Raw genomic sequence first — 23,998 nt, 5'->3', positions numbered from 1 at the left:
TCGGGAAGGAGAAAGCTTTGTGTACGACTATCGCCTTGAACGAACCGCTTCATCTTGCTCATCCTCCGCTATCGGATGAAGAATTCTAGCGCTTCAAAAATGCGTTTTGACACAGTCTGGGCCGTCTGCGACCGCATAACACCGGCAGGGACTGGGCCACCCCATGGTCTCGATCAGTGGGCGGGCGCCGTTCAACCCTCGCCAAAACCGTCGTCCGGATGTAGCGCTTCGAGAGGCTCGAGGACCGCCCTTACCTGGGTGAGCTCCATGACAAATTCGTCAATCAGATCGAGCGCATCCTGTACCTGCTCCGGCAAGGTGCCATCGTGTTTCGACGGCACCGATGGCATACAGTTCAAGACCGAGTGCGCCATGCTATGGATTTGCAGCAGATCATCGCGCAGACCTTCTGGATCGTGCAACTGTGCGCGGACGCGATCGACGATATCGACGGCGGCCAGCAGGCGGGTTGTGTCGTAGCTCGATTCGAGCCGCTCGAGCGCGGCGGTGTCGACATCGCCGAAACAGGTCGCAGTGATGGCCGGGCGTGCAGTCATGGGCGGGATGCGTAGGTACGGGCAGCGTGGCCAAACAGCGGGTCCCTGATCCAGGCTTCCGGCCGACGATCCAGGTGCAGTTTATAGTGGCCGAAGCGTCGGATGTTGTGGGTCGGGTATGGGCTCAGAAACTCGATGTCTTCGGCGCGCACTTTCTCGCCGTTTGCCGCCATCTCGCGCAGCGCCTGCATCATGTCCACCGTGTTCTGCAGGATCACGGCCGACGCGACCAGGTCGTTGTAGCGCAGCCGCTTCTGCTGCTCCTCGGGCTCGTTCTCGGCGATCACGTCGCCACCGAACGACAGCCATTTGGAGAAGCCATTGTACGACTCGATCTTGTTCGTGTTCGCGGTGACCTCCTGCCGCAATTCGAGGCTGCCGATCCACTCGAGCAGGAACACCGTGCGCACGACGTTGCCGAGCTCGCGCGCGGCCAGGTACAGCCGGTTCTTGCGGCTTTCGGAGCCGAGCCGGCGCAGTAGCAGCGGCGACGAGATCGTACCCGCCTGAATCGACAGCGCGACCTGCATCAGCTCCTGCCAGTGCTGCTCGATCAGCACCCAGTCGATGGTCGCCGTGAACAGCTTGTCGATATGCCTGTATTTGGCCTTGCTGTCCGGGCGGTACAGGACGAGGTCCTTCCAGTTGCGAATCCGTGGCATCAGGTTGATGCCGAGCAGGTACGTGAACGCGAACACGGCGGCCGACTGCCCCTGCGTGTCGGCATGGACGGTATCGGCCTTGACCGACAGGCCCGCCTTCAGCAGCCCCTCGATCACATAGATCGCTTCCCACACGCCCGGCGGAATGAAGTGCTGGAACACGGCGATATAGTTGTCGGCGACGTGACGGTACGCGACCGCGCCCATTTTCCGGTAGCGGAAGTGGTAGCCGGCCAGCAGGTTGTTGTCGTAGAAGTCGTACTGCGTGCCGTCGGCGGCCACCGTCTTGCCATCGCCCCAGTGTTTCGGCAGATCCAGCCGCAGGTACAGTTCAATCAGCTCGCGCTGCGCGGTCTCGAGCTTGTCCAGACTCATATGCCGGCGGTTGACGAATGAGAGCATGTGCGCGGTCACATCAGAATCGAGATGGCGGGCCGCCTGGGTCGGGCCGAGATTGCAGCCCATCGCGAAAACGGTCAGCAGGTAGCGCTCGGTGGCCTTGCGGATCTGGGGATCGCTCCCGGACAGCGGCCCGAAGTGCCGCGTGAAATACGTCCAGTGTTCGATGTTCGTGAGGATGTCCAGCATGTTCCGCGTCGGCAGGCGGGCGTTCAGCCGCTCCTGCAGTGCGATCGCGCTCGCCGGGATCTCCTTCGCGACGGTTTTGCGCAGGATCGGTTCGCCGTGACGGTCGATCACGACGTGCTCGCGCTTGCGCGGCAATTCGTCGTCGAGCTTGCGGGCGGCGTCCGTCAGCCATTGACGGAGATACTGAACGAAGTCACTGCCGGTCGTCGGCATGCCGAGCTTGTCGCAATAATCCGGCAACTGCTGCTCGCATTGGCGCCATGGCAGCAGGTGGTCGCGATAATCCGCGTAGGCGTCGGAACCGGACACGCACAGATCGCCGACCCGTAACTCCTCGGCCATGTACGAGAACACGCAGAGTTCGAGGTACCGTCGATTGGTCGGCGCTCCGTCGCCGTGGGAGCGACGTGCGAGCTTGCGCCACCGCGGCGCGGCAAAGCCCAGATCAACGTCGGCCTCGATCCACTCGCGATGCCGCGATTCGTTTTCCAGCACGACATCGAGCGCATCGAGCAGCGAGCGGACCGGGCTGGTCGAATCCCATTCGAGCGTACGGGCGACGCGCATCATGACCGAACGGTGGGCCTTGAAGTGCTTCCAGAGCAGCGGCAGATAGTTGCGGCCGCTGAACGCGCGGATCGCCGCACAGCTCTCGCGCAACGGCTCCAGATCGCCTTTCGGCGCAAGCAGCTTCCTGACCGCCCTGGCGATGGCCGTCTCGTCGGATTCGTCGGCCAGGATGTCGGCCACGCCGTCAAGCAGGACCACGAGATCCTCGACCTGATCACGCTGCTTGCGCTGGATCCCGTCCAGCTCGTCGCTCGCGCGCTTGTGGATGGCGCCCATGCGCCGCACGAACATGTCGGCGAGATCGTCGCGGGCGCGCACGCGCATGCGGTTAAGCAGCGCGACGATCAATGTGTAGCGCTTCTCGGGCAGTGTGTCGTTCCTGAGCGCCGACGCGTCGAGCGCCATTGCCTGATTCGCGAGCGAGCGCAGCTTTGAGGCGGGAATCCCGGCGACGACCAGTGAAAAATCGCCGAGTTCGTCGAGCCAGGCAATCTGGTCGATCAGCAGGTCCAGATGCTGACGCGATGGGCGTTTCGCATGACGCTTGATCCGGTTGTAGGTGGTCTGCCGGCTCGACAGGTCGCGCGCGAGCAGCCGGTCGAGCGCGAGCCGCTGTTCATCGGTCAGGCGTCGTGTGACGCGCTTGAAGAGCCGGGACTGTGCCCGGGCGTGGATCTGCTCGGTCAGCCGGTCCAGCGTTGAGAACGCCGGCAGCTCGACATCGCGCGCGATGAGCTCGTCGATCGTCGCGTTGATGATGTCAACAGGCTGGTCCATCGTCAGCGACGCCGTGTGCGCCGCCCGTGTCGCGATCGCACTCGCATCGGTGCCGTAGTACGGCTTCACGTTCAGCCAGGCGCGTACCGCGGCGTAATGCCGGAACAGTGTCGGGGACGACGCCGTGTCGTAGCCAAATCGCACGGTGTCCGCAAAGTTGGCGGCCGCCCGGACATGATCGACGACGGCGGGTGGAATGCTGTCGACCGGCGGGAAATAGTGCAGTTGCTGAAAGACCTTCAGCAGCACGAGCAGGCCCAGTCGAGGCCGCTCGCCGCGCGTCGAACGGCGCGCCCATTCAAGTTCGTCGGACAGCGGCGTGTAGCAGGCTTGCAGTTCCCGGGGTGCCAGAACCTCGGGGAAGCGCGGGTATGCGGTGCGTTCGAGGGTAGCCATTGCGGATCGTCCGGATCGCAGAGGGCCGGTCAGATTAGCGCAAGAAAAATAGGGCTTACTGCGTCAAATCGTAATGATTGGCGCAATCTTTATAACCACAAAGCTTATGATAGGAAATTGCGTACCTTGTTCATCCCCGTTGACGGTTCCGTGGATCAGGGATGGAGTGCTGGCACTGCGAACAGGCTCGTGCCCGCGCAGCTAGGCCCAACGCGACATAGCTCCGGGCCGAGCGACTCGGCGGCCACGGGCAGGATTTTTATGTCGCGGTTCCGTGCTCGAATTCATTGACGCATGTCCAGTCAGTGGGACGGTCTACTGGTCGGCGGTTCGCGAGGGTGAACCGGCTAGTCGGGGAGACCTCAAATGATGGCCGCGGTTAGGAACCGTTCCCCGGTCCGTAGGAAGTCTCGGGTTCGGTCCCGCCTAACTGGTAGTGGTCAGGATGCGGCTCCATCGTCGGCCGACAAATTGAAAGTGCATAGACGCACCATGATCCATCGCTGTGTCCCTACGACGGGACGTGCGAACGCGCGGCACTCGGCCGGGCCGACCGAAAGGGTGCGGTCGCACTAGCGCGCATCGCGTGTCACTTGTTCGCGGCTGCTTATTTGCTGTAGTCGTACACCCCGCGCCCCGTCTTGCGCCCGAGCCGCCCCGCCGACACCATCTCGCGCAGTAACGGGCACGCGCGATACTTCGGATCACCGAAATCCTTCAGGAACACATCCATCACCGCAAGGCACACGTCGAGGCCGACGAGGTCCGCCAGTGCCAACGGCCCGATCGGGTGGTTCGCGCCGAGCTTCATCCCCGCGTCGATCTCCTCGGCCGATGCGATGCCTTCGGCCAGCACGAAGAACGCCTCGTTGATCATCGGCACGAGAATCCGGTTCACGACGAAGCCTGGCGCGTTGCGCACGCCGATCGGCGACTTGTCGAAACGCTCGGTCAGCGCACGCACGGCTGACGCAGTCGCGTCGCTCGTCTGAAGCCCGCGGATGATTTCGACAAGCGGCATCAGCGGCACCGGATTGAAGAAATGCATGCCGACGAAGCGCGACGGATCGGCGAGCAGCGCCGCGAGCGCGGTGATGGAGATCGACGACGTATTGGTCGCGATGATCGCGTCGGGCCGCGCGACCGACTCGATCTGCTTCAGGATGCGGCTCTTCAGCTCGACGTTCTCGGTCGCGGCTTCGATCACGATGTCGACCGCCGCGAGCTTCGCGTAATCGGTCGACGTCGTGATGCGCGCGAGGGCGGCATCGCGTGCGCCGGCATCGAGTTTCTGCTTCGACACAAGCCGCTCGAGGCTGCCCTTCAGTGCAGCAATGCCCTTGTCGAGCGCCGCATCGCTGACGTCGATCATCACGACGTTCAGTCCTGCAACGGCGACGGTCTGCGCGATGCCGTTGCCCATGGTTCCGGCGCCCACGACGCCGACGGTTTCGATGGCCATGACGATTCCTGTGTATTGGGGTGCTGAGCGGTCGATTATCAGATGTTCTCGAAGATCGCCGCAATGCCCTGGCCGCCGCCGATACACATCGTCACGAGCGCATAACGCCCGCCGATGCGCTTGAGCTCGTAAAGCGCCTTGACTGTGATCAACGCGCCCGTCGCGCCGATCGGGTGGCCGAGCGAAATGCCGGAGCCGTTCGGGTTGACCTTCGCCGGATCGGCGCCGAGTTCCTGCGTGACCGCGCATGCCTGCGCCGCGAATGCCTCGTTCGCCTCGATCACGTCGAGATCGGTGACCTTCAGGCCCGCACGCTCGAGCGCCTTCTGCGTGGCCGGCACCGGGCCGATACCCATGTATGCCGGATCGACGCCTGCGTGCGCATACGCGACGAGACGCGCGAGCGGCTTCACGCCCTGCGCGCGCGCGACATCCGCGCTCATCATCAGCACCGCGGCGGCCGCATCGTTGATCCCCGACGCGTTGCCGGCCGTCACCGTGCCGTCCTCCTTCACGAACACCGGCTTCAGCTTCGTGAAATCGTCCGGGCCCGCGTCGTGACGCACGTGCTCGTCGGTGTCGAACGCGACCTCGCCCTTCTTCGTGCGGATCGAGATCGGCAGGATCTGGTCCTTGAAGCGGCCTTCCGCGATCGCGCGCGCCGCACGACGATGCGATTCGAGCGCGAGCGCATCCTGCGCGTCACGCGAAATGCCGTACTTGCGTGCAACGTTCTCGGCCGTCACGCCCATGTGAATCGTCTGGAACGGGTCGTGCAACGCGCCGAGCATCATGTCGACGAGCTTCGCATCGCCCATGCGCTGGCCGAAACGCGCGGACGGCACGCTGTACGGCGCGCGGCTCATGCTCTCGGAACCGCCGCCGATCGCGACGTCGGCATCGCCGAGCATGATCGTCTGCGCGGCCGACACGATTGCCTGCAGGCCCGAGCCGCACAGCCGGTTCACCGTCAGCGCCGGCGTGTGCTGCGCGACGCCGCCGTTGATCGCCGCGACGCGCGCGAGATACATATCCTTCGGCTCGGTGTTCACGACGTGGCCGAACACGACATGGCCGACCGCATCGCCCGGCACGTTCGCGCGCGACAGCACTTCGCTCACGACATTCGCACCGAGATCGGTCGGCGAGAAATCCTTCAGGCTTCCGCCGAAATCGCCGATCGCGGTACGGACACCGCTCACCACCACGACTTCCTTCGCTGCATTGCTCATCGTCTCACTCCGGTTTGTTCGCGCCCGCAGGCGCGGAGATGCGTTTGCGTTACATGTTCGGGTAATTCGGCCCGCCGCCTTCCGGCGTGACCCACACGATGTTCTGCGTCGGATCCTTGATGTCGCAGGTCTTGCAGTGCACGCAGTTCTGCGCGTTGATGACCAGCCGATCGCTGCCGTCGTCGTTCTTCACGAACTCGTACACGGCCGCCGGGCAGAAGCGCCCCTCCGGCCCGGCGTATGTGCGCAGGTTCACGTTCACCGGCACGCTCGGATCCTTCAGAGTCAGGTGCGCCGGCTGGTTCTCCTCGTGGTTCGTGTTCGAGATGAATACCGACGACAGGCGGTCGAACGTCAGTTTGCCGTCCGGCTTCGGATACTCGATCGGCGTGCATTGCGACGCCGGCTTCAGCATCTCGTGATCCGCATGCTTGTGGTGCAGTGTCCACGGCACGTTGCCGCCCATCACCTTCTGCTCGAGCCCGGCCATCAGCGTGCCGAGATACAGTCCCTTGCTCATCCACTGCTTGAAATTACGCGCCTTGTAGAGTTCCGTGTGCAGCCAGGAGGTCCTGAACGATTTGGGGTAGGCGGCGAGTTCGTCGTTCTGGCGGCCAGCCTGGACCGCTTCGAAAGCGGCGTCGGCGGCGAGCATTCCGGTCTTGATCGCCGCATGCGAGCCCTTGATGCGCGAGGCGTTCAGGAAACCCGCGTCGTCGCCGACCAGCGCGCCGCCGGGGAACACGAGCTTCGGCAGCGACATCAGCCCGCCCGCGGTGATCGCCCGCGCGCCGTACGACACGCGCTTGCCGCCTTCGAGGAACGCGCGGATCGACGGATGCGTCTTGTAGCGCTGGAATTCCTCGAACGGTGACAGGTACGGGTTCGTGTAGCCCAAGCCGACCACGAAGCCGACCACGACCTGGTTGTTGTCCATGTGATACAGGAACGAGCCGCCGTACGTATCGGACTTCAGCGGCCATCCGGCCGTGTGGATCACGAGGCCCGGCTTGTGCTTGGCCGGATCGATTTCCCACAGTTCCTTGATGCCGATCCCGTACGCCTGCGGATCGGCGTTCGCGTCCAGCTTGAACTTCGAGATCAGCTGGCGGCCGAGATGGCCGCGGCAGCCTTCGGCGAACAGCGTGTACTTCGCGTGCAGTTCCATGCCGAGCTGGAAGTTCTCGGTCGGCTCGCCGTCCTTGCCCACGCCCATGTTGCCGGTGGCGACGCCCTTCACCGAGCCGTCGTCGTTGTAGAGAATCTCCGCAGCCGGGAAGCCGGGGAAGATCTCGACGCCCAGGGCTTCCGCCTGCTGGCCGAGCCAGCGCGTGACGTTGCCCAGCGAGATCACGTAGTTGCCGCGATTCTTGAAGTTGTCGGGCAGCGCCCAGTTCGGCGTGGTGACCGCGCTGTTTTCAGAAAGGAACAGGAAGCGGTCTTCCGTCACCTCGACTGTGAGCGGCGCGCCCTGTTCCTTCCAGTCGGGGAACAGTTCGGTGATCGCGCGCGGGTCCATCACCGCGCCCGACAGGATGTGCGCGCCGATCTCGGAACCCTTCTCGAGCACGCACACGCCGATCTCGGTGCCTTTCCCGGCGGCGAGCTGCTTGAGCCGGATCGCCGCAGACAGCCCGGCGGGGCCGCCGCCGACGATCACGACGTCGTATTCCATCGATTCCCGCGGGCCGTATTGCGCGGCCAAGTCCTGTGTGGTCAAAATCCTGTCCCCTCCGCCCCGACCGTTACGGTCAGAACTGGTCTTCCGTCAACGCGAGCACGCTCTCGCTTCCCTTCGCGCCGACGATCGACGCTTCGAGCCCGCCTGCCTGCACGAGGACGTGTTCCGCATAGCATTGTGCGATCGCGATCTTTGCATCGTAGAACGCCGTGTCGTTCGCGCGGTTCGCGTGCGCCGCCAGCAGCGCTCGTGCCATCTGCCATCCGCACAGCACCACGCCCGCCAGCTTCAGGTACGGCACGCTGCCCGCGAACACCGCATTCGGGTCCTGCTTCACGTTCGTGAGCACGTAGTCCACCACCGTCGACAACGAGCGCGCGCCCTTCTCCAGCTGCGGCTTCATCGACGCGGCCGCCGCGCCGGCGACCTTGCCGAGCGCCGCGACGGTGTCGCCGATCTCCGCGATCAGCGCCTTCGCGACCGCCCCGCCGTCGCGCATCGTCTTGCGGCCGACCAGGTCGTTCGCCTGAATCGCGGTCGTGCCTTCGTAGATCGCCAGGATCCGCGCATCGCGGTAGTACTGCGCCGCGCCGGTTTCCTCGATGAAGCCCATCCCGCCGTGCACCTGCACGCCCAGGCTTGCCACGTCGTTCACCATCTCGGTGCTCCAGCCCTTCACGACCGGCACCAGATATTCGTAGATTGCCTGATGATGCGCCCGGGTCGCCTCGTCCGAATGGCGGTGGGCAATGTCGCTGTGCGCGGCAGCCACATACGCTATCGCCCGTGCGCCTTCGGTCAACGCACGCATCGTGCCGAGCATCCGGCGCACGTCCGGGTGATGGATGATCGTCACCGACTGCCTGGCCGAACCGTCGACCGGGCGGCTCTGCACGCGCTCCTTCGCAAATGCGGCGGCCTTCTGGTATGCACGGTCGGCGACGCCGATTCCCTGCATCCCGACGCCGAAGCGCGCGGCGTTCATCATGATGAACATGTATTCGAGGCCGCGATTCTCTTCGCCGACCAGGTAGCCGATCGCGCCGCCGTGGTCGCCATATTGCAGCACCGCGGTCGGGCTCGCCTTGATCCCGAGCTTGTGCTCGACCGACACGCAGTGCACGTCGTTGCGTGCGCCGAGCGAGCCGTCGTCGTTGACCAGGAACTTCGGCACGATGAACAGCGAAATGCCCTTCACGCCTTCCGGCGCGTTCGGCGTGCGCGCAAGCACCAGGTGGACGATGTTGTCCGCCATGTCGTGCTCGCCCCACGTGATGAAGATCTTCGTGCCGAACACGTTGTACGTACCGTCGCCCTGCGGCTCGGCGCGCGAGCGCACCAGCGCGAGGTCCGAACCGGCCTGCGGCTCGGTCAGGTTCATCGTGCCCGTCCATTCGCCCGAGATCAGCTTTGGCACGTAGCGCCGCTTCTGTTCGTCGGTGCCGGCCGTCAGCAGAGCCTCGATCGCGCCGTCGGTGAGCAGCGGACACAGCGCGAACGACAGGTTCGATGCGTTCTGCATTTCGATGCACGGCGCCGCGATCAGCTTCGGCAACCCCTGACCGTCGTACTCGGCCGGATGCTGCAGCCCCTGCCAGCCGCCTTCGACGAACTTACGGAACGCTTCCTTGAAGCCCGGCGTGACGGTCACGACGCCGTCCTTCCAGCTGCTCGGATTGCGGTCGCCTTCAACGTTCAGCGGCGCCAGCACCCCGCCGCAAAGTTTCGCCGACTCGTCGAGCACGGCATGCGCGGTGTCGTAACCGGCATCCCCGAAGCCCGGAAGCTGCGCAACGGTGTCGATGCCCGCGAGTTCCCTGAGCACGAACAGCATGTCCTTGACGGGGGCGGTATAGCTCATGGTCGATGTTCCAATCAGGCGGTGAATGAGGTGCGCCACAAGGCCCGATACGGTCAAAACCGGCCAGATCCAAGAGACGTTGTGACGCATCCTACCGCCGCAATGACGGACTCCCATTGTCATATCCGGCCCTAATGGTGACAAAACCGGCCACGTTATGCGCGGACGGTGCCGGAAGCAGCCGGCCGCACGCGGGTTTCGCCGGGGCCGGTCTCTGGCGAAAGCGACGAGCCAATCGGTGTGCCGGTCGGTTGCGTCGAAGCGGTGGTGACAGTTGGCGGAGGGTCCGGCAACGGGAGCCGGTTATGGGTGGCATATGGGAGCCGGTCATGGGAGCGCGCGAAGGGAGTCGGTTATGGGAACCAGCTTCGGAATAACGGCTGCACTTGCGCCGCGCGCTATGCACGCCGCCGGTAAGTCCCCGGCGTACTCCCTGTCCAGTGCCGGAACGCGCGATGGAACGCGCTCGGATCGTCGAAGCCAATATCGGCGCCGATCGCCGCGATTGTGTCGGGCGTGTCGGTGAGCCGCTGGATTGCAATGTCTCGCCGCAATTCATCCTTGAGCACCTGGAACGTCGTGCCTTCGGCGGCCAGGTGGCGGCTCAAGGTGCGTACCGAGCAATGCAGATGCTCGGCCGCCTGATCGATCACGGGCAGGTCGGGCAGCGCCGCCGACAGGTACTGCCGCACGCGATGGCACACGAGCTGTTCGCTGAACGATTCAAAGATCCAGTCGCCGGGCGCGCGCGCGAGGAATTTGCGCAGGTTGCGCTTGCTCTGCCGGATCGGCGCGTCGAGGTAGTCCACGCTGAAGCGCAGCAGCGTGCGCTCGCGGTCGAACTGCACGGACCCGGAGAAGAAGTACAGGTGATCGACCGCATGGCGCGGCCGCGGGCACGCAAGCTCGATGTGCAGCAGCGGGATCTTCTGCCCGATCAGCCACGAACACACGCCGTGCACGAGCTTGAGCATCAGCTCCTGGCCGAGCGCGCTGATCGGGCCGACAGCCGCGTTCGGCCGCAGCAGCACCTGCGCGACGAGACCGTCGCGCCTCGATTCGACGAAGAAGTCGTCGAGCAGGATATGGAAGAACTGGCCGAAGCGATGCAGCGCCGTTTCGAGGTTGCGCGCATCGAGCAGGCTCAGGCACAGGTACTTCAGCGTGCCGCCGCGCAGCGGGCGCGAGAAGATGCCGGGCATCTCGTCGTCGAGGTCGATCGCGAGCGTGCGGTACAGCGTCGAGAATTGCTCTTCCGTCACGCGCGCATGCAGCTCGCCGAGCAACTCGATCGGGATGCCGGCGTCGTGCAGATAGCCTTCGACCACATCGCGCTGGACGCCGGCGCTCGCGAGGAAACCGTTGACGAGCGAGATCGGCACCGTGGCGCTCGGCGACGGCAGCGCGCGCCCGCGCTGGGCGGAACGTGAGTCTGAGCCGGTCATCGCGTCTCCGTCGATCAAACCGCTCGCATTGTACTTGAGCGGCCCGGAACCCCATCGACTTGCGCGTCGGCTTCCAAAAAGAGTCGGTGCAATGGGAATGATAAGCGAATGGTCCTACTTGCTGCCTTCACCCCGCTCCAACTTTAGAGGCACTATCTTCCGGGGGCAAGAAAACCGCTCAATCAGCAGGAGGCAGCTTCGCGGAGAGGTCGGGAAAGTGGAGTTCACCTTCGTAGGTCTCGGCGCCGGCTGCGAGTATCGCTAGCACGCGCGCCTGTATCGCTTCGTTCGCTACGCAAAGATCGGCCTCGTGCGCCTCCACCAACAAGCCTTCGGAGACGGAGACGTCGGACCCCATGTCCACGGACTTTTTTCAGGTGGGCGATCGTGGTGGGCGGGAAGGTCGCGATGCGGCGTGCGAGCTTGTCCACGAATGGACCCAGTTCCTTGGCCGGCAGCGCCCGATTGATATAGCCGTAGCGGTCGGCCAGTTCCGCCGAGAAGTCCGCTCCGGCCGGCAGCACCTCGAGGGCACGGGCGCGCCCCATCCGCCGCGGCGGGCGCTGCGTGTTGCCGCCGCACGGAACGAGTCCGCAGACGACCTCCGGTTGACCGAACACGGCTTCGCCGATCGCGGCGAAACACATGTCCGCGGCCAACGCGATCTCGCAGCCGCCGCAACGGGCGATACCTTCGACCTTGGCGATCACGGCCTTGGGCATGTTGCGCAGACGTTCGCCAAGCATCTGTGTCAGGCGGAAGGTGCGTGTATTCGAAGTCGTTTTCGGCGCAGAGCCGACACGGTGCAGGCCCGAGTGCGCAATAAAGAACTTCGGCACGGCGCTCTGCAGGACAACGAGTGCACCTCAGGAAAATACAATCACGTTCGTCCTGTCGCCGCACTCCTGCATCACGCTCCACATACATCATGCTCCACATACATCATGTATTCGTCGCCCCATCTTATATTTCGGATACCCAAACAGGCATCGCCATTGTCAACGCCGCCTGCAACTGGGCAAGCACGAGCGGCGTCACCGGGCTGTACGTCTTCAAGACCATTCTCGCCGCGCTTCTGGCGCTCGGTGTGGCGATGAAGCTCGAACTCCCGATGCCACGAACGGCGATGACGACGGTCTTCGTGCTGATGCAGCCACAAAGCGGCATGGTGCTCGCAAAAAGCCTGTACCGGATCTGCGGCACGATCGTGGGCCTGCTCGCCACGCTGGGGCTGATCAGTCTGTTCGGGCAGGCGCCGGAACTCTTTCTCGGTGCAACCGCACTCTGCATCGGCATATGCACAGCAGGTGCCGCGCGAAACCGCAACTTCCGGACATATGGATTTGTGCTCGCCGGCTACACTGCCGCGCTCATCGGCATCCCGTCAACGCGTGTGACGGAAGTGACGATCGGCATCCTGAGTTCGGGCGCGGTCAGCGCACTCGCGTCCTTCGTGAACGACGCGATCGCGGTGTCCTGTCCATGCAGATGGCGTCGGTCGCGTTCGAATTGTTCCTGCCACCGACGACGCGCGGATTGCGCAAACACCTGCTGGACGACCTGCGCAGGCATCGTGTTCGCATGCACCGACTCGGCCGCGACGCTGCGCACGCGCTTCGAAAGCCGCACACGAGACCTCATGTATCAGGTTCGGTCGATATCGCGTGACGACCCGCGTTGGCGAACGGCGAGTCCGTCGAATGGTTTCTGTCCGTCCTCGAGATCGGCTCAGCCGTCGTGGACCTGAGCGGCACGATGGCCATCGAGGCAGCACGGACCGGCCCGGACGCCGCACCGGCATGGCTCGACGATCGCGCGTACGCATGTCGCGCGATTCGGCTTTTGTTCGAGGCGCCGACACCGAAGGCCAGCGCCGCTGCCACGCGCGCGGTGCAGGTTGCAATCGCCACACTACAACGCACGATGCAGACCACCGACGCGGCTCGCCCGGCGGTGCCACACCTTCAGACGGTGCTCGGTAGTCTGCATTTCATTCACAGCGCGCTCGCGGCACGCGCCTCGCCACTACCCGCGCCTGCGCCAAATGACCACGCGTCGGCACAAAGCCGCGCACACTGACTCGTTCACCGGCGAGCGTCGCTATCCCCACTTCGAAGTTATGGAAGGTTCAGCATCCGCGCATCAAGGATACGTCTGATTTCGGGGCTTCTGGTCCGTCCCGCTGGGCAGGCAACCTTCCATAATTTGCTGTACTTTCCTCGTGCTGCTTATCTTGCGAGGAGAGTTGCCGTGCCCACGTACTCGCGTATCAAACGTGGCCATATTCTTGGCCGACAGTGGTTTGCCAAGGCTGCATTGGAAGCACACGCAGATGCATATGTCCTCTATCTATCCGAGCGTGGCTATGCCGCCGAAACCGTGCAGTGCTATCTCAGAAGCGTCGCTCACTTCGTTCACTGGATCTCGCAGCGGGGTGTCGGTCTTGGCGATATCAGTGAATCAGCGATTACTCGGTATCTCGCTTGTCACCTGCCTCGTTGTCGATGCGCGATGCCGCCGCACAAGGGTCGACGCCCGTGCCGGGGTGAAGCACTTTTTTGCCATGCTAGGCAAGGATCAAGTACAAGTAGTGCCGAATGTTCCCGCGACAATTGCCGTAGAACTGACGAGTCTTGACCACCATCTTGCAGAGGTCCGAGGTCTTTCCGATATCTCACGCATCGTTCGGCGGCGGCACGTCCTCGAGTTTCTTGTCAGCACAAGCCCGGTTGCGTATCTCGAGGTATGACCGGGATTCGTAAAAAATCCGCCACATCTCAACCTAAGGCGCTGATATAAAAGAGAAATTGATGGCCGGTCCCATCACGCTCAGTGCTGCCATAGACAGCGGGGGCAATGCAAGTGGGTGAAACGCTTCTTCCGTCCTACGGCCGAGCGATTCGACAAGGAACAGGTCTTCGAACTCGTTCTCGTCTTGCGCTTTTTGTTTTCGATGCAACGACAGCACGTTCAGTCGACCTTGAACCTTGCAATGGTCAATGCCAGGGTGTTTGCTTGCGCCTGCAAGGCGGCCGACGCCGCCGCTGATTCTTCGACTAGCGCCGCATTCTGCTGCACCATTGCATCGAGTTGCATGACTGCCAGATTGACCTCCTGGATCCCGCGCGTCTGCTCGGTGGCTGCACGGGCGATGCCCGAAATGACCAATTGAACATCAACGGCATTGGCGACAATCTTGCCCATCGTCTCGCCGGCTTGACGCACCTGGGCCGATCCCGCCGCAACCCGCGAGACCGTCGCCTCGACAAGTTGCTTCACTTCGCGCGCAGCCTGTGCGCTGCGCTGCGCCAGGCTACGAACCTCGTGTGCGACGACTGCGAAGCCGCGACCTTGCTCCCCCGCGCGCGCGGCTTCAACAGCAGCATTGAGCGCGAGAATGTTGGTCTGAAACGCTATGCCGTCGATCACGCTAATGATTGCACCGATCCGGCCGGAAGCGTCCTCGATTTCTCCCATCGTACCGACCGCATCGGATACGATCTCACCACCGCGCGAAGCCATTTGCGTCGCGATACCAGATCGCTCGTCGGCCTCTTGCGCGGCTGCTGCCGATTGATCGACTGTCCCCGAGATTTGGTCCATCGATGCGGCCGTCTGCTGCAGGCTCGCCGCTGCCGACTCGGTGCGGGACGACAGATCATGACTTGCCGCGGCAATTTCATTTGCGGCGGCACGCACCGATTCGCTTGCGCCACGGATCTCCAACATCACGCTTTGAAGCTTGGCGACGAACTGGTTGAACGAACGCGCGATGTTGGCCACTTCGTCTCTCCCCTCGTCCGGCAGGCGCCGCGTCAAGTCGCTCGTGCCCGAGCCGATCGCAGTCATTGCTTGACAGACGTGGCCAAGGCGGCGGAACGCGGTCGTGGTAAGCGCGGCCCCTATAACCGAAGCGATACCGACGATCACCATGAGAGACACCAGTGATGCACTTAACAGCGAACGCATTCCCGCAGTCGCCTGCGACTCGTCGAGGGCCACCACGACGTCCCAGTCCGTACCCGGCACCTCCTGTGCGCGTACCAACTTTATTTTTCCATCAACCGCTAGTTTCGTCGGCGCGTTCCCCGGGCCAGCCGACGCCGTGGTAACCGCGGCGAAATCGGCCGCAATGTCAGTGACCGGCTTGAGCCTGAATTTTGGATCCGGGTACGCAATAACGCGGCGGCTGTGGTCGATCAGCATGCCGAAACTTGCTGGCGTCGGATGAATCGACTTCACGTTCTCAACCACGCTGTCCAACGCGATATTGCCATCCAGAACTGCCTTCACCACGCCGTCGCGTATCACGGGAATTCCCAAGCCAACCAGCAACGCCCCGCTCGTGCTGACGTAAGGGATAGCAACGGGTTTACCAGTTTCGACGGCGGCTTTGTACCAAGGGCGGCTAGTCGGATCGTAGCTGGAAGGAGGGTTCGGCCAGTCGTTGAACTTCGCGGTTTTGTCCGGGTAGCCGACGCCGACGTCAAAGAATCCGCCCGCGACGGCGATCTGCTGAAGCATGGGCAAAGGATCCGCCGTCAGCACAATATCCTGCAGCGATGAAATCATTTGAGTTTTTCCAGCGATCCACTCGCTGATTGCCGCAGCGTGATCGTTGGCGGACGACGTCAAGTCATGGTCGATCGCTGTCTCCATGCTCGCCTTCGCGATCGAATAGTCAATCGCGGTGTTGCAGAAGACGGAGAAAACAACCAGTGCTACGCAAGCAAGAACAACCCGGGCGCGAATGGACGATAGCATCGGTGGATTACGGTTCTTATGATTTTGAGTAAGTTGCATACGCGTGTGCGCCCGCGCCTGGTGCGTCAAAATGAGTCCCACAGACATGGACTGCCTGCGGGCGAAGCCACATCAGGGGCGTGATTCGCGACGTTATGCCGGACGATAAATCGCGTATATCTTTGCGACTTGCTCGCGACTTTCCCAACTGCACTGCGCGCCTTGCTCAACGAGGAAAATGTCGCCGCGCGAAAACGTGCCGGTGCGGCCCGTTTCGTCCACGAACGTTACGCTGCCTTCGAGCAGATGCATGAGTTCGTAATGGTGGTAAAGCATTGCGACCCGATGATAGGGCGTTGAATCCCACGTGCCGCAGGTGAATTTCCCATCAGGCGAACGATAGTCTGTCTGATTGCGGCATTGCGGCGTCGGCGTGAGTAGCAGTTCCGCGAGAGGCGCCCCCGAAGGCTCGAGTTGCGGCGCTCGGTCGATTGGCACGATTGCGCCGTCGGTACCCTGGCCGCCCTGATAGCGCATAAAGATGACCAATACTGGCGCTTGCGTCGACCAAGAAAATTCAGCTCCGTGGGGGATCACGCCGCTCTCTCCAGCGTTCAGCGTCAGTTCGCGCCCAGCTTGCGTGAATGATATCTTTCCTTCGGAGACGATGACGAACTCGTCAGCCGGTTGGTAGGATACGGCCCCTCTGCCTTTGGTAAGCGTGATGACCCCGGCCGACACGGGGCCCGGCGGAAAATCCAGGTAGCGGCGGCTCGTTTGGAAGCAATCATCCTTCAGTGAAGCCCGGGACGGGATGCCTTGATTCGCGTCCGACGCGAACGCTTTCAAATCGATGAAGGACCGAGGGCGGCCGGTTAGCGCTGCCGGTTGCTGCGTTTCGGACGTTTCAGCTTTGGATAGTGCTTGCTCAACTTTCACGTTGCTTGCTCCTGTTTTTGCTTCAGATGATCAATGCGCTGTAATATCCGACCTAGCCGCACCACAGTCACGCCGGGGCGTAGCTGGCGTACAGACGGCATTACGAGCACGCAGTCGTCATACGGCGTAGTGACGGCTTTTCCATCTGACCAGCCAATCACCGTACCGGCCTTCTCAAACACTTCTAGACCGGTGTATGACCCGGCGAAACGAAAATCCATGCTCCGGGCAACGACAGGTTCTGTCACGCGTACGACGCGCATTTCGTCAGGAAGAGGTACGAGCCATCCCGCCGGAAAATCGCTTTCGACGGCTACACCTGCCAGCAGAAGGAAACGTGCGGTGCAGTCGCGAGCGACCGTGACGGCACTTTTCTCCCAGTGCTGACCGCATTCGATGAGGAGAGCGGTCCTCGCGCTGGCATCATCGCCAAAGCCTTCGTAATCGCGCATCCGGCGTCCCTCAGGATGGCCTTCGTCACACATCACTGTGCCGGGGGCGCCTAGACGGGTTGCGAGTTCGACGCCTCTTCTCAGCGGTCCGGCTACGATCAACGGCGCGCTTTTCTCGTGCATCGAGTGGAGGTCGAGTAGAAGGTCCACCGTATCGACTACCGGCCGCATCTCGCGGGCGCGATCGAGCTCCGACGAGCGGGTCGCGAGATCGTCGAGCTGGGCGGCCGTCCATACGCGATTAAAGTCGTGATCGATAAAGCGCGCCTTGTCCGGCACCGCAGGATCGAAACGCGCATAGGCGGCCACGTTCGCGAACGACAGGGTGAGCCTGCCGCGACGCGGACGCAGCCGCGCGCGCAACAGTTCGTCCACAATGACCGCGCCGCACACCTCATTACCGTGCGTTAGTGCGTTAATCATCACGTGCGGGCCGGCTACGCCGGATTCAAACGTAAAGAGGAACGGGATGCCCGTATTGCCAGGCGCATGCACGCCGATATCGGGAAACTCGACCTCGATCGGGTAGGCCTCCATCTTTATTGCAGCCCGCCCTGGCACAGATATTTGATCGACAGATAATCGTCGAGGCCGTACTTTGAACCTTCGCGTCCATAGCCCGATTCCTTCACGCCGCCGAACGGCGCGGCTTCCGACGCCAACGCGCCCTCGTTGATACCGACGATCCCCGCCTGGAGCGCCCGCGAGACGCGATCGATGCGGCGCAGGTCCATGCTATAGAAGTACGACGCGAGGCCGAACGGCGTGTCGTTTGCCGCCAGCACTGCCTCCTCTTCCGTATCAAATGAAAAGAGCGGCACCACAGGGCCGAACGTTTCCTCCTCAAATAGCACCATGCTGGGCGTCGCATTGGCGAGCACCGTCGGTGCGTAGTAGTGCGGCCCCAGGTTCGTGAGGCGTTGGCCGCCCGTTAAAACGAGCGCACCGTTTGCAACGGCATCATCGACGTGGCGCGCGATTTTCTCGACTGCACGTAGGTTGATCATCGGGCCGATCTGCGAAGCCGGATCGCTAGCGGGGCCCACACGCAGTTCCGCGACCTTTGCGCTAAGCAGGGCCGAAAAGCGCGCATACACGTTGCGCTGTACGTAGACCCGGTTTGGGCTGACGCAGGTCTGTCCACCATTGCGGAACTTGGCCGCCAGCAGGCCCGTCACAGCAGCGTCGAGATCGGCATCCTCGAATACGATAAACGGAGCGTTGCCCCCCAACTCCAGCGAGGCCTTCTTTAGCGAACTCGCCGATTCGCGGGCGAGGTACTTACCGACTGGGGTGGAGCCGGTGAAAGTGATCTTGCGCACGCGCCCGTCCGCGAGCCATTCGCCCACCGCCTCGGCGGTCGCCTCGCGTGACGCCGAAATCAGATTGAGAACGCCGTCCGGTACACCCGCCTGATGTGCAAGCATCGTTAACGCGATCGCGGTGAGCGGCGTATCTTCCGCCGGTTTGGCAACCACGGTGCAGCCGACGGCCAGTGCCGGCGCGATCTTGCGCGCAATCATCGCGAGCGGGAAATTCCACGGCGTGATTGCCGCGACCACACCGATCGGTTCCTTGATTGCACTCATGCGCTTGCCGTGCTGCTGCTGCGGAATCAGGTCGCCGTAGATCCGCGCGGCCTCGTCGGCGAACCACACGACGTACGAAGCGCCGTAGGCGACTTCACCACGGCCTTCGGCGAGGGGCTTGCCTTGTTCCAGAGAGATTAACGCGGCAAGCGATTCTTGCTGCTCCAGGATGAGGGCATGCCAGCGTCGGAGTATGGCCGCGCGTTCCTTGGGTAACATCGCCCGCCATGCGGGTAACGCGTCGGCGGCGGCGTCCGCCGCCAGGCGCGCGTCGGCCGGACCGCTGTCGGCTACGTCGGCGATCAGCTTTCCGGTCGCGGGGTCCGTGACCGCGAAGCGCCGGCCGCTGACCGCGGCGAGCCATTGCCCATTGATGAAGTTATCGGCGCGGATCAGCGCGCGTGCCTTCTGCTCGAGATTCGTGCTCAAAAGAACACCTCCTTTCATGATTTGCGTTGCCGGGCGAACGCCGGCCGATAGCCTCAATATCCGCGCGCCCGATCAATCTCACCGATCATGGGCTCGCCGGAGCTATGACGGCGCAGGTTTTGCAGCAGTGCGTCGGCGGCCGTGACGGCGCTTGTGGCGCTAGCGATATGCGGTGTTATGCGCACGCGCGGCTGACTCCAAAGCGGGTGATCTGCGGGCAAGGGCTCCGGATCCGTCACGTCGATGACAGCACTGCGGATCTGACCGCGATCCAGTGCATCGAGCAGATCGTCGGTGACGAGTTGTGGTCCTCGACCTGCATGCACGATCGACGCGCCTTCGGGTAACGCAGCGAACACGCGCCGATCGAGCAAACCGCGTGTCGCGTCGGTGAGCGGCAGGAGGCAGACGAGCACGTCGGTGCGCGCGAGAAACGTATCGAGCGCGGCATTGCCGGCGAAGCATTCAACGCCATCGATATCGTGCGGCGAACGACTCCATCCGGCACACGCGAAACCGAAGAGCCGCAGCCGTTCGAGCACTGCGGTTCCGAGTACGCCGAGCCCCAGTACGCCGACGCGCCGTGAGGCGGCTGGCCGTAGCGGTATGGGTTTCCATATGCGAGCCTGCTGTTGCAACGCGTAGTCGTACAGATCGCGATGAATCGCCAGCACCGCTTCCGTGACGTACTCGACCATGCCGTCCACAATCCCCGGCTCAATCATGCGCACAACCGGTAGACGGGCAGGAATGCGGCTCAGATCAAGCTGATCGACGCCAGAGCCGATCGAAAACACCACTTCGAGATTGGGCAAAGTGAGGACGAGATCATCGGGCTGCCAGGCAACGAGATAGCGTATCTCGGTTGGGTCGCCTATATCTGGCCACATGCGAAATGCAATGTCCGGTGCGAGTTGAGCAAAGCGCTCGGCCCAGATTGCACCTCGCACCGGATCGGATTTGTATAGCACGCTCATCGTCGCTTACCCCATCGCCTGATTGATGATGCCGAACACGCGATATATCGGGTCCGGTTCGCCGCCGTGGCGCTCGGCCGGCTCATTGCGCACCATCCTCACGACCGTGTCGACGCGCGTCATGCCAAGCCCGTTCAACCAGTCGTTGAGACCGGCACCGCCAGGCAGGTCGATGCGCATGAACTCGCCGGCGTACTGCGCGAGCCAGTGGGCGATTAGCGCCTTCGCGCGCCGATCGTCTGGCGAATGTGCCGCCACGACGGGACCGATTGCGTAACCGCGACCGAAGCGGCGAAACAGCGAAAAACCTACAAGTTCGCCGCTGCGTTCGAGCAGGACTCCCTCCGCGAAATCGAGTAGCGCCGGGAAAGTCTCGCCGCGATCCAGCCCACTCGCGCGCGACGCGAGTTCGATGACATGCGGTATGTCGTCGCCCGTCAGGGGGCGCAGTTGGTCTCCGGCCGGAAGCAAGACAGCCTGCACGCTGCCGACAGTGCCTTGATGCTGATCGACCGTGCTGCACGCTTCGAAACCGAGTTTTTCGTAGAGCGGTTTGCCGGCGGGCGTGGCATACAGGAAGGTGACGCGGTTACCGAGTGCTTCGAGCACCAGTTCCATCAGCTTCCGGCCGATACCGCGCCCCTGCTCTTCTGAAGACACGATTACTAGGCCGAGGGTGCCTCGACCGGCACCGCACTTCCAGTAGAGTGCTGTGCCGATCACTTCACCGCTGTCATCCTGCGCGACGAACCCGTTGCCGGTATCGAACATCAATTGCCAGTCTTCCGCTCGGTGCGGCCAGCCAGCGGCAATCGAAAGTGCATGCGCGGCGACGATGTCGCTGGACCTGAAGGCTCGGTATGCGGGCGCCTTCTTGAGGCGTATTTCGGACATGAGAGCTCCTATAGCGGGATGCGTGACCTCAGGAAGCGCCACCATTGCCAAGTCGGTCAGTGGATCGTCGTGTTTACGGCTAAGCCACCGCCGAACGTTCAGCGAAATATGGCATTATTCAATATAATGATCAAGAGAATTCCGATCTTCATCGCGCTGACGGCCGGTTGCGTCGCGTCGGACAGAAGGTCCCCGGCCCGCAACCGAGCCTGCGAATGAATGTGCGTATAGGGCACGGAAGGGGCGTTGAACCGTTTAAAGAGGGGTTTGCATGAAGGCAACACAGGCGAGAAAGAAAGACGTGAGCGAACTTCACCATTCCGATGTCGGCGCGCGCTTACGGGCCCTGCGCATCGGGCAACGGTTGTCCGTCAACGAACTGGCGATGCGCGCCGGCGTATCGGCCGGCACCGTGAGCCAGGTCGAGCGCAACAAAGCGAACCCGTCGGTGCGCATCCTCGAGCGTCTAAGGCAGGCGTTGTCAGTCCCGCTTACCGCTCTGCTTGAGGAGGACGACGCAGTGTCGGATCCGGTAGCCGGCGACTTCGTGCGCAAGGCGGACGAGCGGCCCCTGTTCGACGTCGGAAAGCACGGCATGCAAAAAGAGCTGCTTTCGCCGCACGGGGATCATGACCTGAAGATGATGATCATCCTGTTGCCGGCAGGTGCGGGCTCGGATGAGGTGCTCGTCGGCGTGGGCGAGAAGGCGGGGCTCGTGCTCGAAGGCACCGTCGTGCTCCACGTTGGCGACCGCCGCGCCGTGCTGCGGGCTGGCGACAGCTTCCAGTTCAAGAGCACGGTGCCGCACAGCGTACGCAACGAGAGTGGCGAGATGGCGCGCGTGCTGTGGATCATGAATACGCTGCCGCCGGTCGTTCATTTGTGATCTTTCGCGCGCATTCACCGTGCGCCCCGGCATCCGCCCGTCGCCGAACGGCGCCCCTCTTCCTGCTGCGATGCGGCGCAAAGGGGATCGTCCGCTCTCCGTAGCCCAGGCTGTGCGCGCGAGATTCCGCCGTTCCCCGACGCAGAAAGTCTTCCCGCACTGCACAACAAAAACTTCGTGGTTTTTTATTTTTGATCACTGGAAATTCATTTCACATTCACTATACTGAACACTATCCTAGGTTTGTTCATTGAGCGTCGTGCGATGGACACGTCTTGCAACTCATGGCGACGCGTGGAGCGAATCCTGATGTCGCCGCTTTACTCCAGGTTTTGAGGTCAGGCCGAGCATGTCCACTCCGTCACTCGATTTTGATCCGTCTAATGTCTCGTTGCCGCAAGGACATTTCATTGGCGGCACGTCGTACTACTCGACCAATGAGGCATCGATCGCTGTCTACCGTCCTTCTGACGGTCAGTTGCTCGGTTACATTCCGGATGCCTCCCCAGACACTATCGACCATGCGGTCAGCAACGCGTTGCAGGCATGGAAGACGAGCAGGTGGGCAACACAGCCGCCACGCGAGCGAGCAAAGGTACTAACCCGGTGGGCAGAGCTAATCGACCGGAATGCAGTAAGCCTGGCGCAGTTGGAGGCGGTTAGCTCGACACGCCCGGTAGCCGAGGCGTACGCCTCGGATGTGCCCTTCACTGCGGATGCGATCCGCTTCTTCGCAGAGCTCGCCGACAAGCATGGCGGCGATTTTGCGGCAACGCGGCGGGAAAGTCTGGGATTCGTGGCATCGGAACCTTATGGTGTGATCGGTGCAATCACGCCATGGAATTTCCCGCTGTCGATGTGCTCGTGGAAATGCGGGCCCGCGCTCGCCGCCGGGAACGCGGTCGTGCTGAAGCCGTCGGAGCTTACGCCGTTCTCCACGCTGCGGCTCGCGGAACTGGCGATCGAAGCCGGCATACCGCCCGGCATCTTCAACGTGGTGAACGGTCGTGGTGCAACGACCGGAGCCGCAATCACCCGTCATCCCGACATCTCGAAGATCAGCTTCACAGGCTCGACGCGCACTGGTGCGGCGATCATGAGCGACGCAGCTTTGCATGGCACAAAGCCCGTTACGCTCGAGCTGGGCGGGAAAAGCCCGCAGCTTGTGTTCGAACGGGTACCAGACCTGGCACACGCGGCGCAATGTATCGCGCGAGGGTTCACGAGCAACGGGGGCCAGGCATGCGTCGCCGGCACGCGGCTTATCGCGCACAAGCGGATTGTCGAGCCGCTGCTCGAAGCGGTGCAGGGTCATCTGGCAAACATTGCCCCAGGGCCGCTATGGCGGAGCACCACGAGCTATTCGCCCCTCATCAGCCAAAACCAGGCTGAGCGGATTGCCGCACTCATCGACGCGAGCCGGGCGAGCGGCGCTGAAGTGATTTTTGGCGGCGGTTACTTCGAAGATACGGACGGTGGCTATTTCCACCGGCCGACGCTCCTGGCGAATGTGACCGAATCGACTCCAGCAGTACGGCAGGAATTGTTCGGCCCGGTGCTAACCGTTCAGACCTTTGAGGACGAAGACGAGGGAATTGCACTGGCCGGGCACCCGACGTACGGCCTTTGTGCGGGCATCCATACACGCGACATCGGCCAGGCGATGCGCGCGATGCGCCGTATATCGGCGGGCACTGTCTGGATCAATCGTTATGGTCGCAGCGGGGACATGATTATCCCCACCGGAGGATTCAAGCAGTCCGGCATTGGCAAAGATCTTGGACGCCAGGCTCTCGAGGCCAGCATGCGATACAAGAGCGTGCTGATCGATTTTGATCGGACGTGACTTCACGGCCCG

At 62.7% G+C, this 23,998-nt stretch carries 18 protein-coding genes and 1 pseudogene; 5 read left to right on the top strand and 14 right to left on the bottom strand.

The window, feature by feature from the left end; translation table 11 throughout:
• Positions 1–191: 191 nt before the first annotated feature.
• The 8 genes from tnpC to DLM46_RS35555 all read right to left on the bottom strand — a co-directional run bounded on the left by tnpC (position 192) and on the right by DLM46_RS35555 (position 12,070).
• On the bottom strand, positions 192–557 hold the full coding sequence (gene tnpC, locus DLM46_RS35590) for a Tn3 family transposase post-transcriptional regulator TnpC (protein WP_115109036.1): 366 nt from the start codon (positions 555–557) through the stop codon (positions 192–194).
• Complete coding sequence (locus DLM46_RS35585) at positions 554–3,550, bottom strand: Tn3 family transposase (RefSeq protein ID WP_115109034.1); 2,997 nt, start codon at positions 3,548–3,550, stop codon at positions 554–556. The genes tnpC and DLM46_RS35585 overlap by 4 nt, the downstream gene beginning before the upstream one ends.
• Positions 3,551–4,157: 607 nt before the next feature.
• Positions 4,158–5,012 carry a 3-hydroxybutyryl-CoA dehydrogenase gene (locus DLM46_RS35580; protein WP_115109031.1) on the bottom strand — a complete coding sequence of 285 codons (855 nt, stop codon included), beginning with the start codon at positions 5,010–5,012 and terminating at the stop codon, positions 4,158–4,160.
• Positions 5,013–5,050: 38 nt separating this feature from the next.
• Positions 5,051–6,244, bottom strand: coding sequence for a beta-ketothiolase BktB (gene bktB / locus DLM46_RS35575; protein WP_115109029.1), 1,194 nt, complete (start codon positions 6,242–6,244; stop codon positions 5,051–5,053).
• 49 nt (positions 6,245–6,293) lie between these two features.
• Positions 6,294–7,919 carry an electron transfer flavoprotein-ubiquinone oxidoreductase gene (locus tag DLM46_RS35570; protein WP_115109053.1) on the bottom strand — a complete coding sequence of 542 codons (1,626 nt, stop codon included), beginning with the start codon at positions 7,917–7,919 and terminating at the stop codon, positions 6,294–6,296.
• A gap of 76 nt (positions 7,920–7,995) precedes the next feature.
• Positions 7,996–9,786 carry an acyl-CoA dehydrogenase gene (locus tag DLM46_RS35565; protein WP_115109051.1) on the bottom strand — a complete coding sequence of 597 codons (1,791 nt, stop codon included), beginning with the start codon at positions 9,784–9,786 and terminating at the stop codon, positions 7,996–7,998.
• A 398-nt stretch (positions 9,787–10,184) separates the two neighbouring features.
• A complete protein-coding gene (locus DLM46_RS35560) occupies positions 10,185–11,333 on the bottom strand; it encodes an AraC family transcriptional regulator (RefSeq protein WP_244306497.1) in 1,149 nt (382 codons plus the stop codon).
• Between the two features lie 122 nt (positions 11,334–11,455).
• Positions 11,456–12,070: an enoyl-CoA hydratase/isomerase family protein gene (locus tag DLM46_RS35555; RefSeq protein ID WP_244306496.1), complete on the bottom strand. Its 615-nt coding sequence runs from the start codon at positions 12,068–12,070 to the stop codon at positions 11,456–11,458.
• An 89-nt stretch (positions 12,071–12,159) separates the two neighbouring features.
• Between DLM46_RS35555 and DLM46_RS41395 the strand changes: the two are divergent.
• The 3 genes and pseudogenes from DLM46_RS41395 to DLM46_RS41390 form a co-directional block, all read left to right on the top strand.
• Positions 12,160–12,675, top strand: a pseudogene (locus tag DLM46_RS41395) (FUSC family protein); the annotation flags it as partial.
• A 311-nt stretch (positions 12,676–12,986) separates the two neighbouring features.
• Complete coding sequence (locus tag DLM46_RS35545; RefSeq protein WP_165848141.1) at positions 12,987–13,310, top strand: hypothetical protein; 324 nt, start codon at positions 12,987–12,989, stop codon at positions 13,308–13,310.
• 171 nt (positions 13,311–13,481) lie between these two features.
• Positions 13,482–13,868, top strand: a complete 387-nt coding sequence (locus DLM46_RS41390; protein WP_165848140.1) for a site-specific integrase — start codon at positions 13,482–13,484, stop codon at positions 13,866–13,868.
• 333 nt (positions 13,869–14,201) lie between these two features.
• Here DLM46_RS41390 and DLM46_RS35530 read toward each other — a convergent pair whose 3' ends face one another.
• From DLM46_RS35530 to DLM46_RS35505, 6 genes are all read right to left on the bottom strand, one after another.
• Positions 14,202–15,995 (bottom strand): methyl-accepting chemotaxis protein, encoded by a 1,794-nt coding sequence (locus DLM46_RS35530; RefSeq protein WP_115109014.1) that lies wholly within the window; start codon positions 15,993–15,995, stop codon positions 14,202–14,204.
• 132 nt (positions 15,996–16,127) lie between these two features.
• On the bottom strand, positions 16,128–16,913 hold the full coding sequence (locus tag DLM46_RS35525) for a cupin domain-containing protein (RefSeq protein WP_115109012.1): 786 nt from the start codon (positions 16,911–16,913) through the stop codon (positions 16,128–16,130).
• A complete protein-coding gene (locus tag DLM46_RS35520) occupies positions 16,910–17,902 on the bottom strand; it encodes a M14 family metallopeptidase (RefSeq protein ID WP_208866411.1) in 993 nt (330 codons plus the stop codon). The genes DLM46_RS35525 and DLM46_RS35520 overlap by 4 nt, the downstream gene beginning before the upstream one ends.
• Before the next feature lie 2 nt (positions 17,903–17,904).
• Entirely contained in the window at positions 17,905–19,383 is a 1,479-nt protein-coding gene (locus DLM46_RS35515) for an NAD-dependent succinate-semialdehyde dehydrogenase (RefSeq protein ID WP_115109047.1), read from the bottom strand.
• Positions 19,384–19,436: 53 nt separating this feature from the next.
• Positions 19,437–20,360, bottom strand: a complete 924-nt coding sequence (locus tag DLM46_RS35510; protein WP_115109009.1) for a 2-hydroxyacid dehydrogenase — start codon at positions 20,358–20,360, stop codon at positions 19,437–19,439.
• Positions 20,361–20,366: 6 nt separating this feature from the next.
• Complete coding sequence (locus DLM46_RS35505) at positions 20,367–21,254, bottom strand: GNAT family N-acetyltransferase (protein WP_115109007.1); 888 nt, start codon at positions 21,252–21,254, stop codon at positions 20,367–20,369.
• Positions 21,255–21,525: 271 nt separating this feature from the next.
• Between DLM46_RS35505 and DLM46_RS35500 the strand changes: the two genes are divergently transcribed.
• Together DLM46_RS35500 and DLM46_RS35495 are read left to right on the top strand one after the other, a co-directional pair.
• Positions 21,526–22,140 (top strand): cupin domain-containing protein, encoded by a 615-nt coding sequence (locus DLM46_RS35500; RefSeq protein WP_115109004.1) that lies wholly within the window; start codon positions 21,526–21,528, stop codon positions 22,138–22,140.
• 349 nt (positions 22,141–22,489) lie between these two features.
• On the top strand, positions 22,490–23,986 hold the full coding sequence (locus tag DLM46_RS35495; protein ID WP_115109001.1) for an aldehyde dehydrogenase family protein: 1,497 nt from the start codon (positions 22,490–22,492) through the stop codon (positions 23,984–23,986).
• Positions 23,987–23,998: the final 12 nt, after the last annotated feature.

Source organism: Paraburkholderia lacunae, assembly GCF_003353175.1.
In the GTDB taxonomy this organism is placed as follows: Bacteria; Pseudomonadota; Gammaproteobacteria; order Burkholderiales; family Burkholderiaceae; genus Paraburkholderia; species Paraburkholderia lacunae.
This window is presented reverse-complemented; position numbering and strand designations above follow the sequence as displayed.

Coding starts and splice junctions, on each gene's coding strand:
- DLM46_RS35580 (WP_115109031.1), bottom strand. CDS start 5,012: ATGGCCATCGAAACCGTCGGCGTCGTGGGCGCCGGAACCATGGGCAAC.
- DLM46_RS35520 (WP_208866411.1), bottom strand. CDS start 17,902: ATGGAGGCCTACCCGATCGAGGTCGAGTTTCCCGATATCGGCGTGCAT.
- DLM46_RS35585 (WP_115109034.1), bottom strand. CDS start 3,550: ATGGCTACCCTCGAACGCACCGCATACCCGCGCTTCCCCGAGGTTCTG.
- DLM46_RS35530 (WP_115109014.1), bottom strand. CDS start 15,995: ATGCTATCGTCCATTCGCGCCCGGGTTGTTCTTGCTTGCGTAGCACTG.
- tnpC (WP_115109036.1), bottom strand. CDS start 557: ATGACTGCACGCCCGGCCATCACTGCGACCTGTTTCGGCGATGTCGAC.
- DLM46_RS35545 (WP_165848141.1), top strand. CDS start 12,987: ATGGCCATCGAGGCAGCACGGACCGGCCCGGACGCCGCACCGGCATGG.
- bktB (WP_115109029.1), bottom strand. CDS start 6,244: ATGAGCAATGCAGCGAAGGAAGTCGTGGTGGTGAGCGGTGTCCGTACC.
- DLM46_RS35500 (WP_115109004.1), top strand. CDS start 21,526: ATGAAGGCAACACAGGCGAGAAAGAAAGACGTGAGCGAACTTCACCAT.
- DLM46_RS35505 (WP_115109007.1), bottom strand. CDS start 21,254: ATGTCCGAAATACGCCTCAAGAAGGCGCCCGCATACCGAGCCTTCAGG.
- DLM46_RS35565 (WP_115109051.1), bottom strand. CDS start 9,786: ATGAGCTATACCGCCCCCGTCAAGGACATGCTGTTCGTGCTCAGGGAA.
- DLM46_RS35570 (WP_115109053.1), bottom strand. CDS start 7,919: ATGGAATACGACGTCGTGATCGTCGGCGGCGGCCCCGCCGGGCTGTCT.
- DLM46_RS35495 (WP_115109001.1), top strand. CDS start 22,490: ATGTCCACTCCGTCACTCGATTTTGATCCGTCTAATGTCTCGTTGCCG.
- DLM46_RS35510 (WP_115109009.1), bottom strand. CDS start 20,360: ATGAGCGTGCTATACAAATCCGATCCGGTGCGAGGTGCAATCTGGGCC.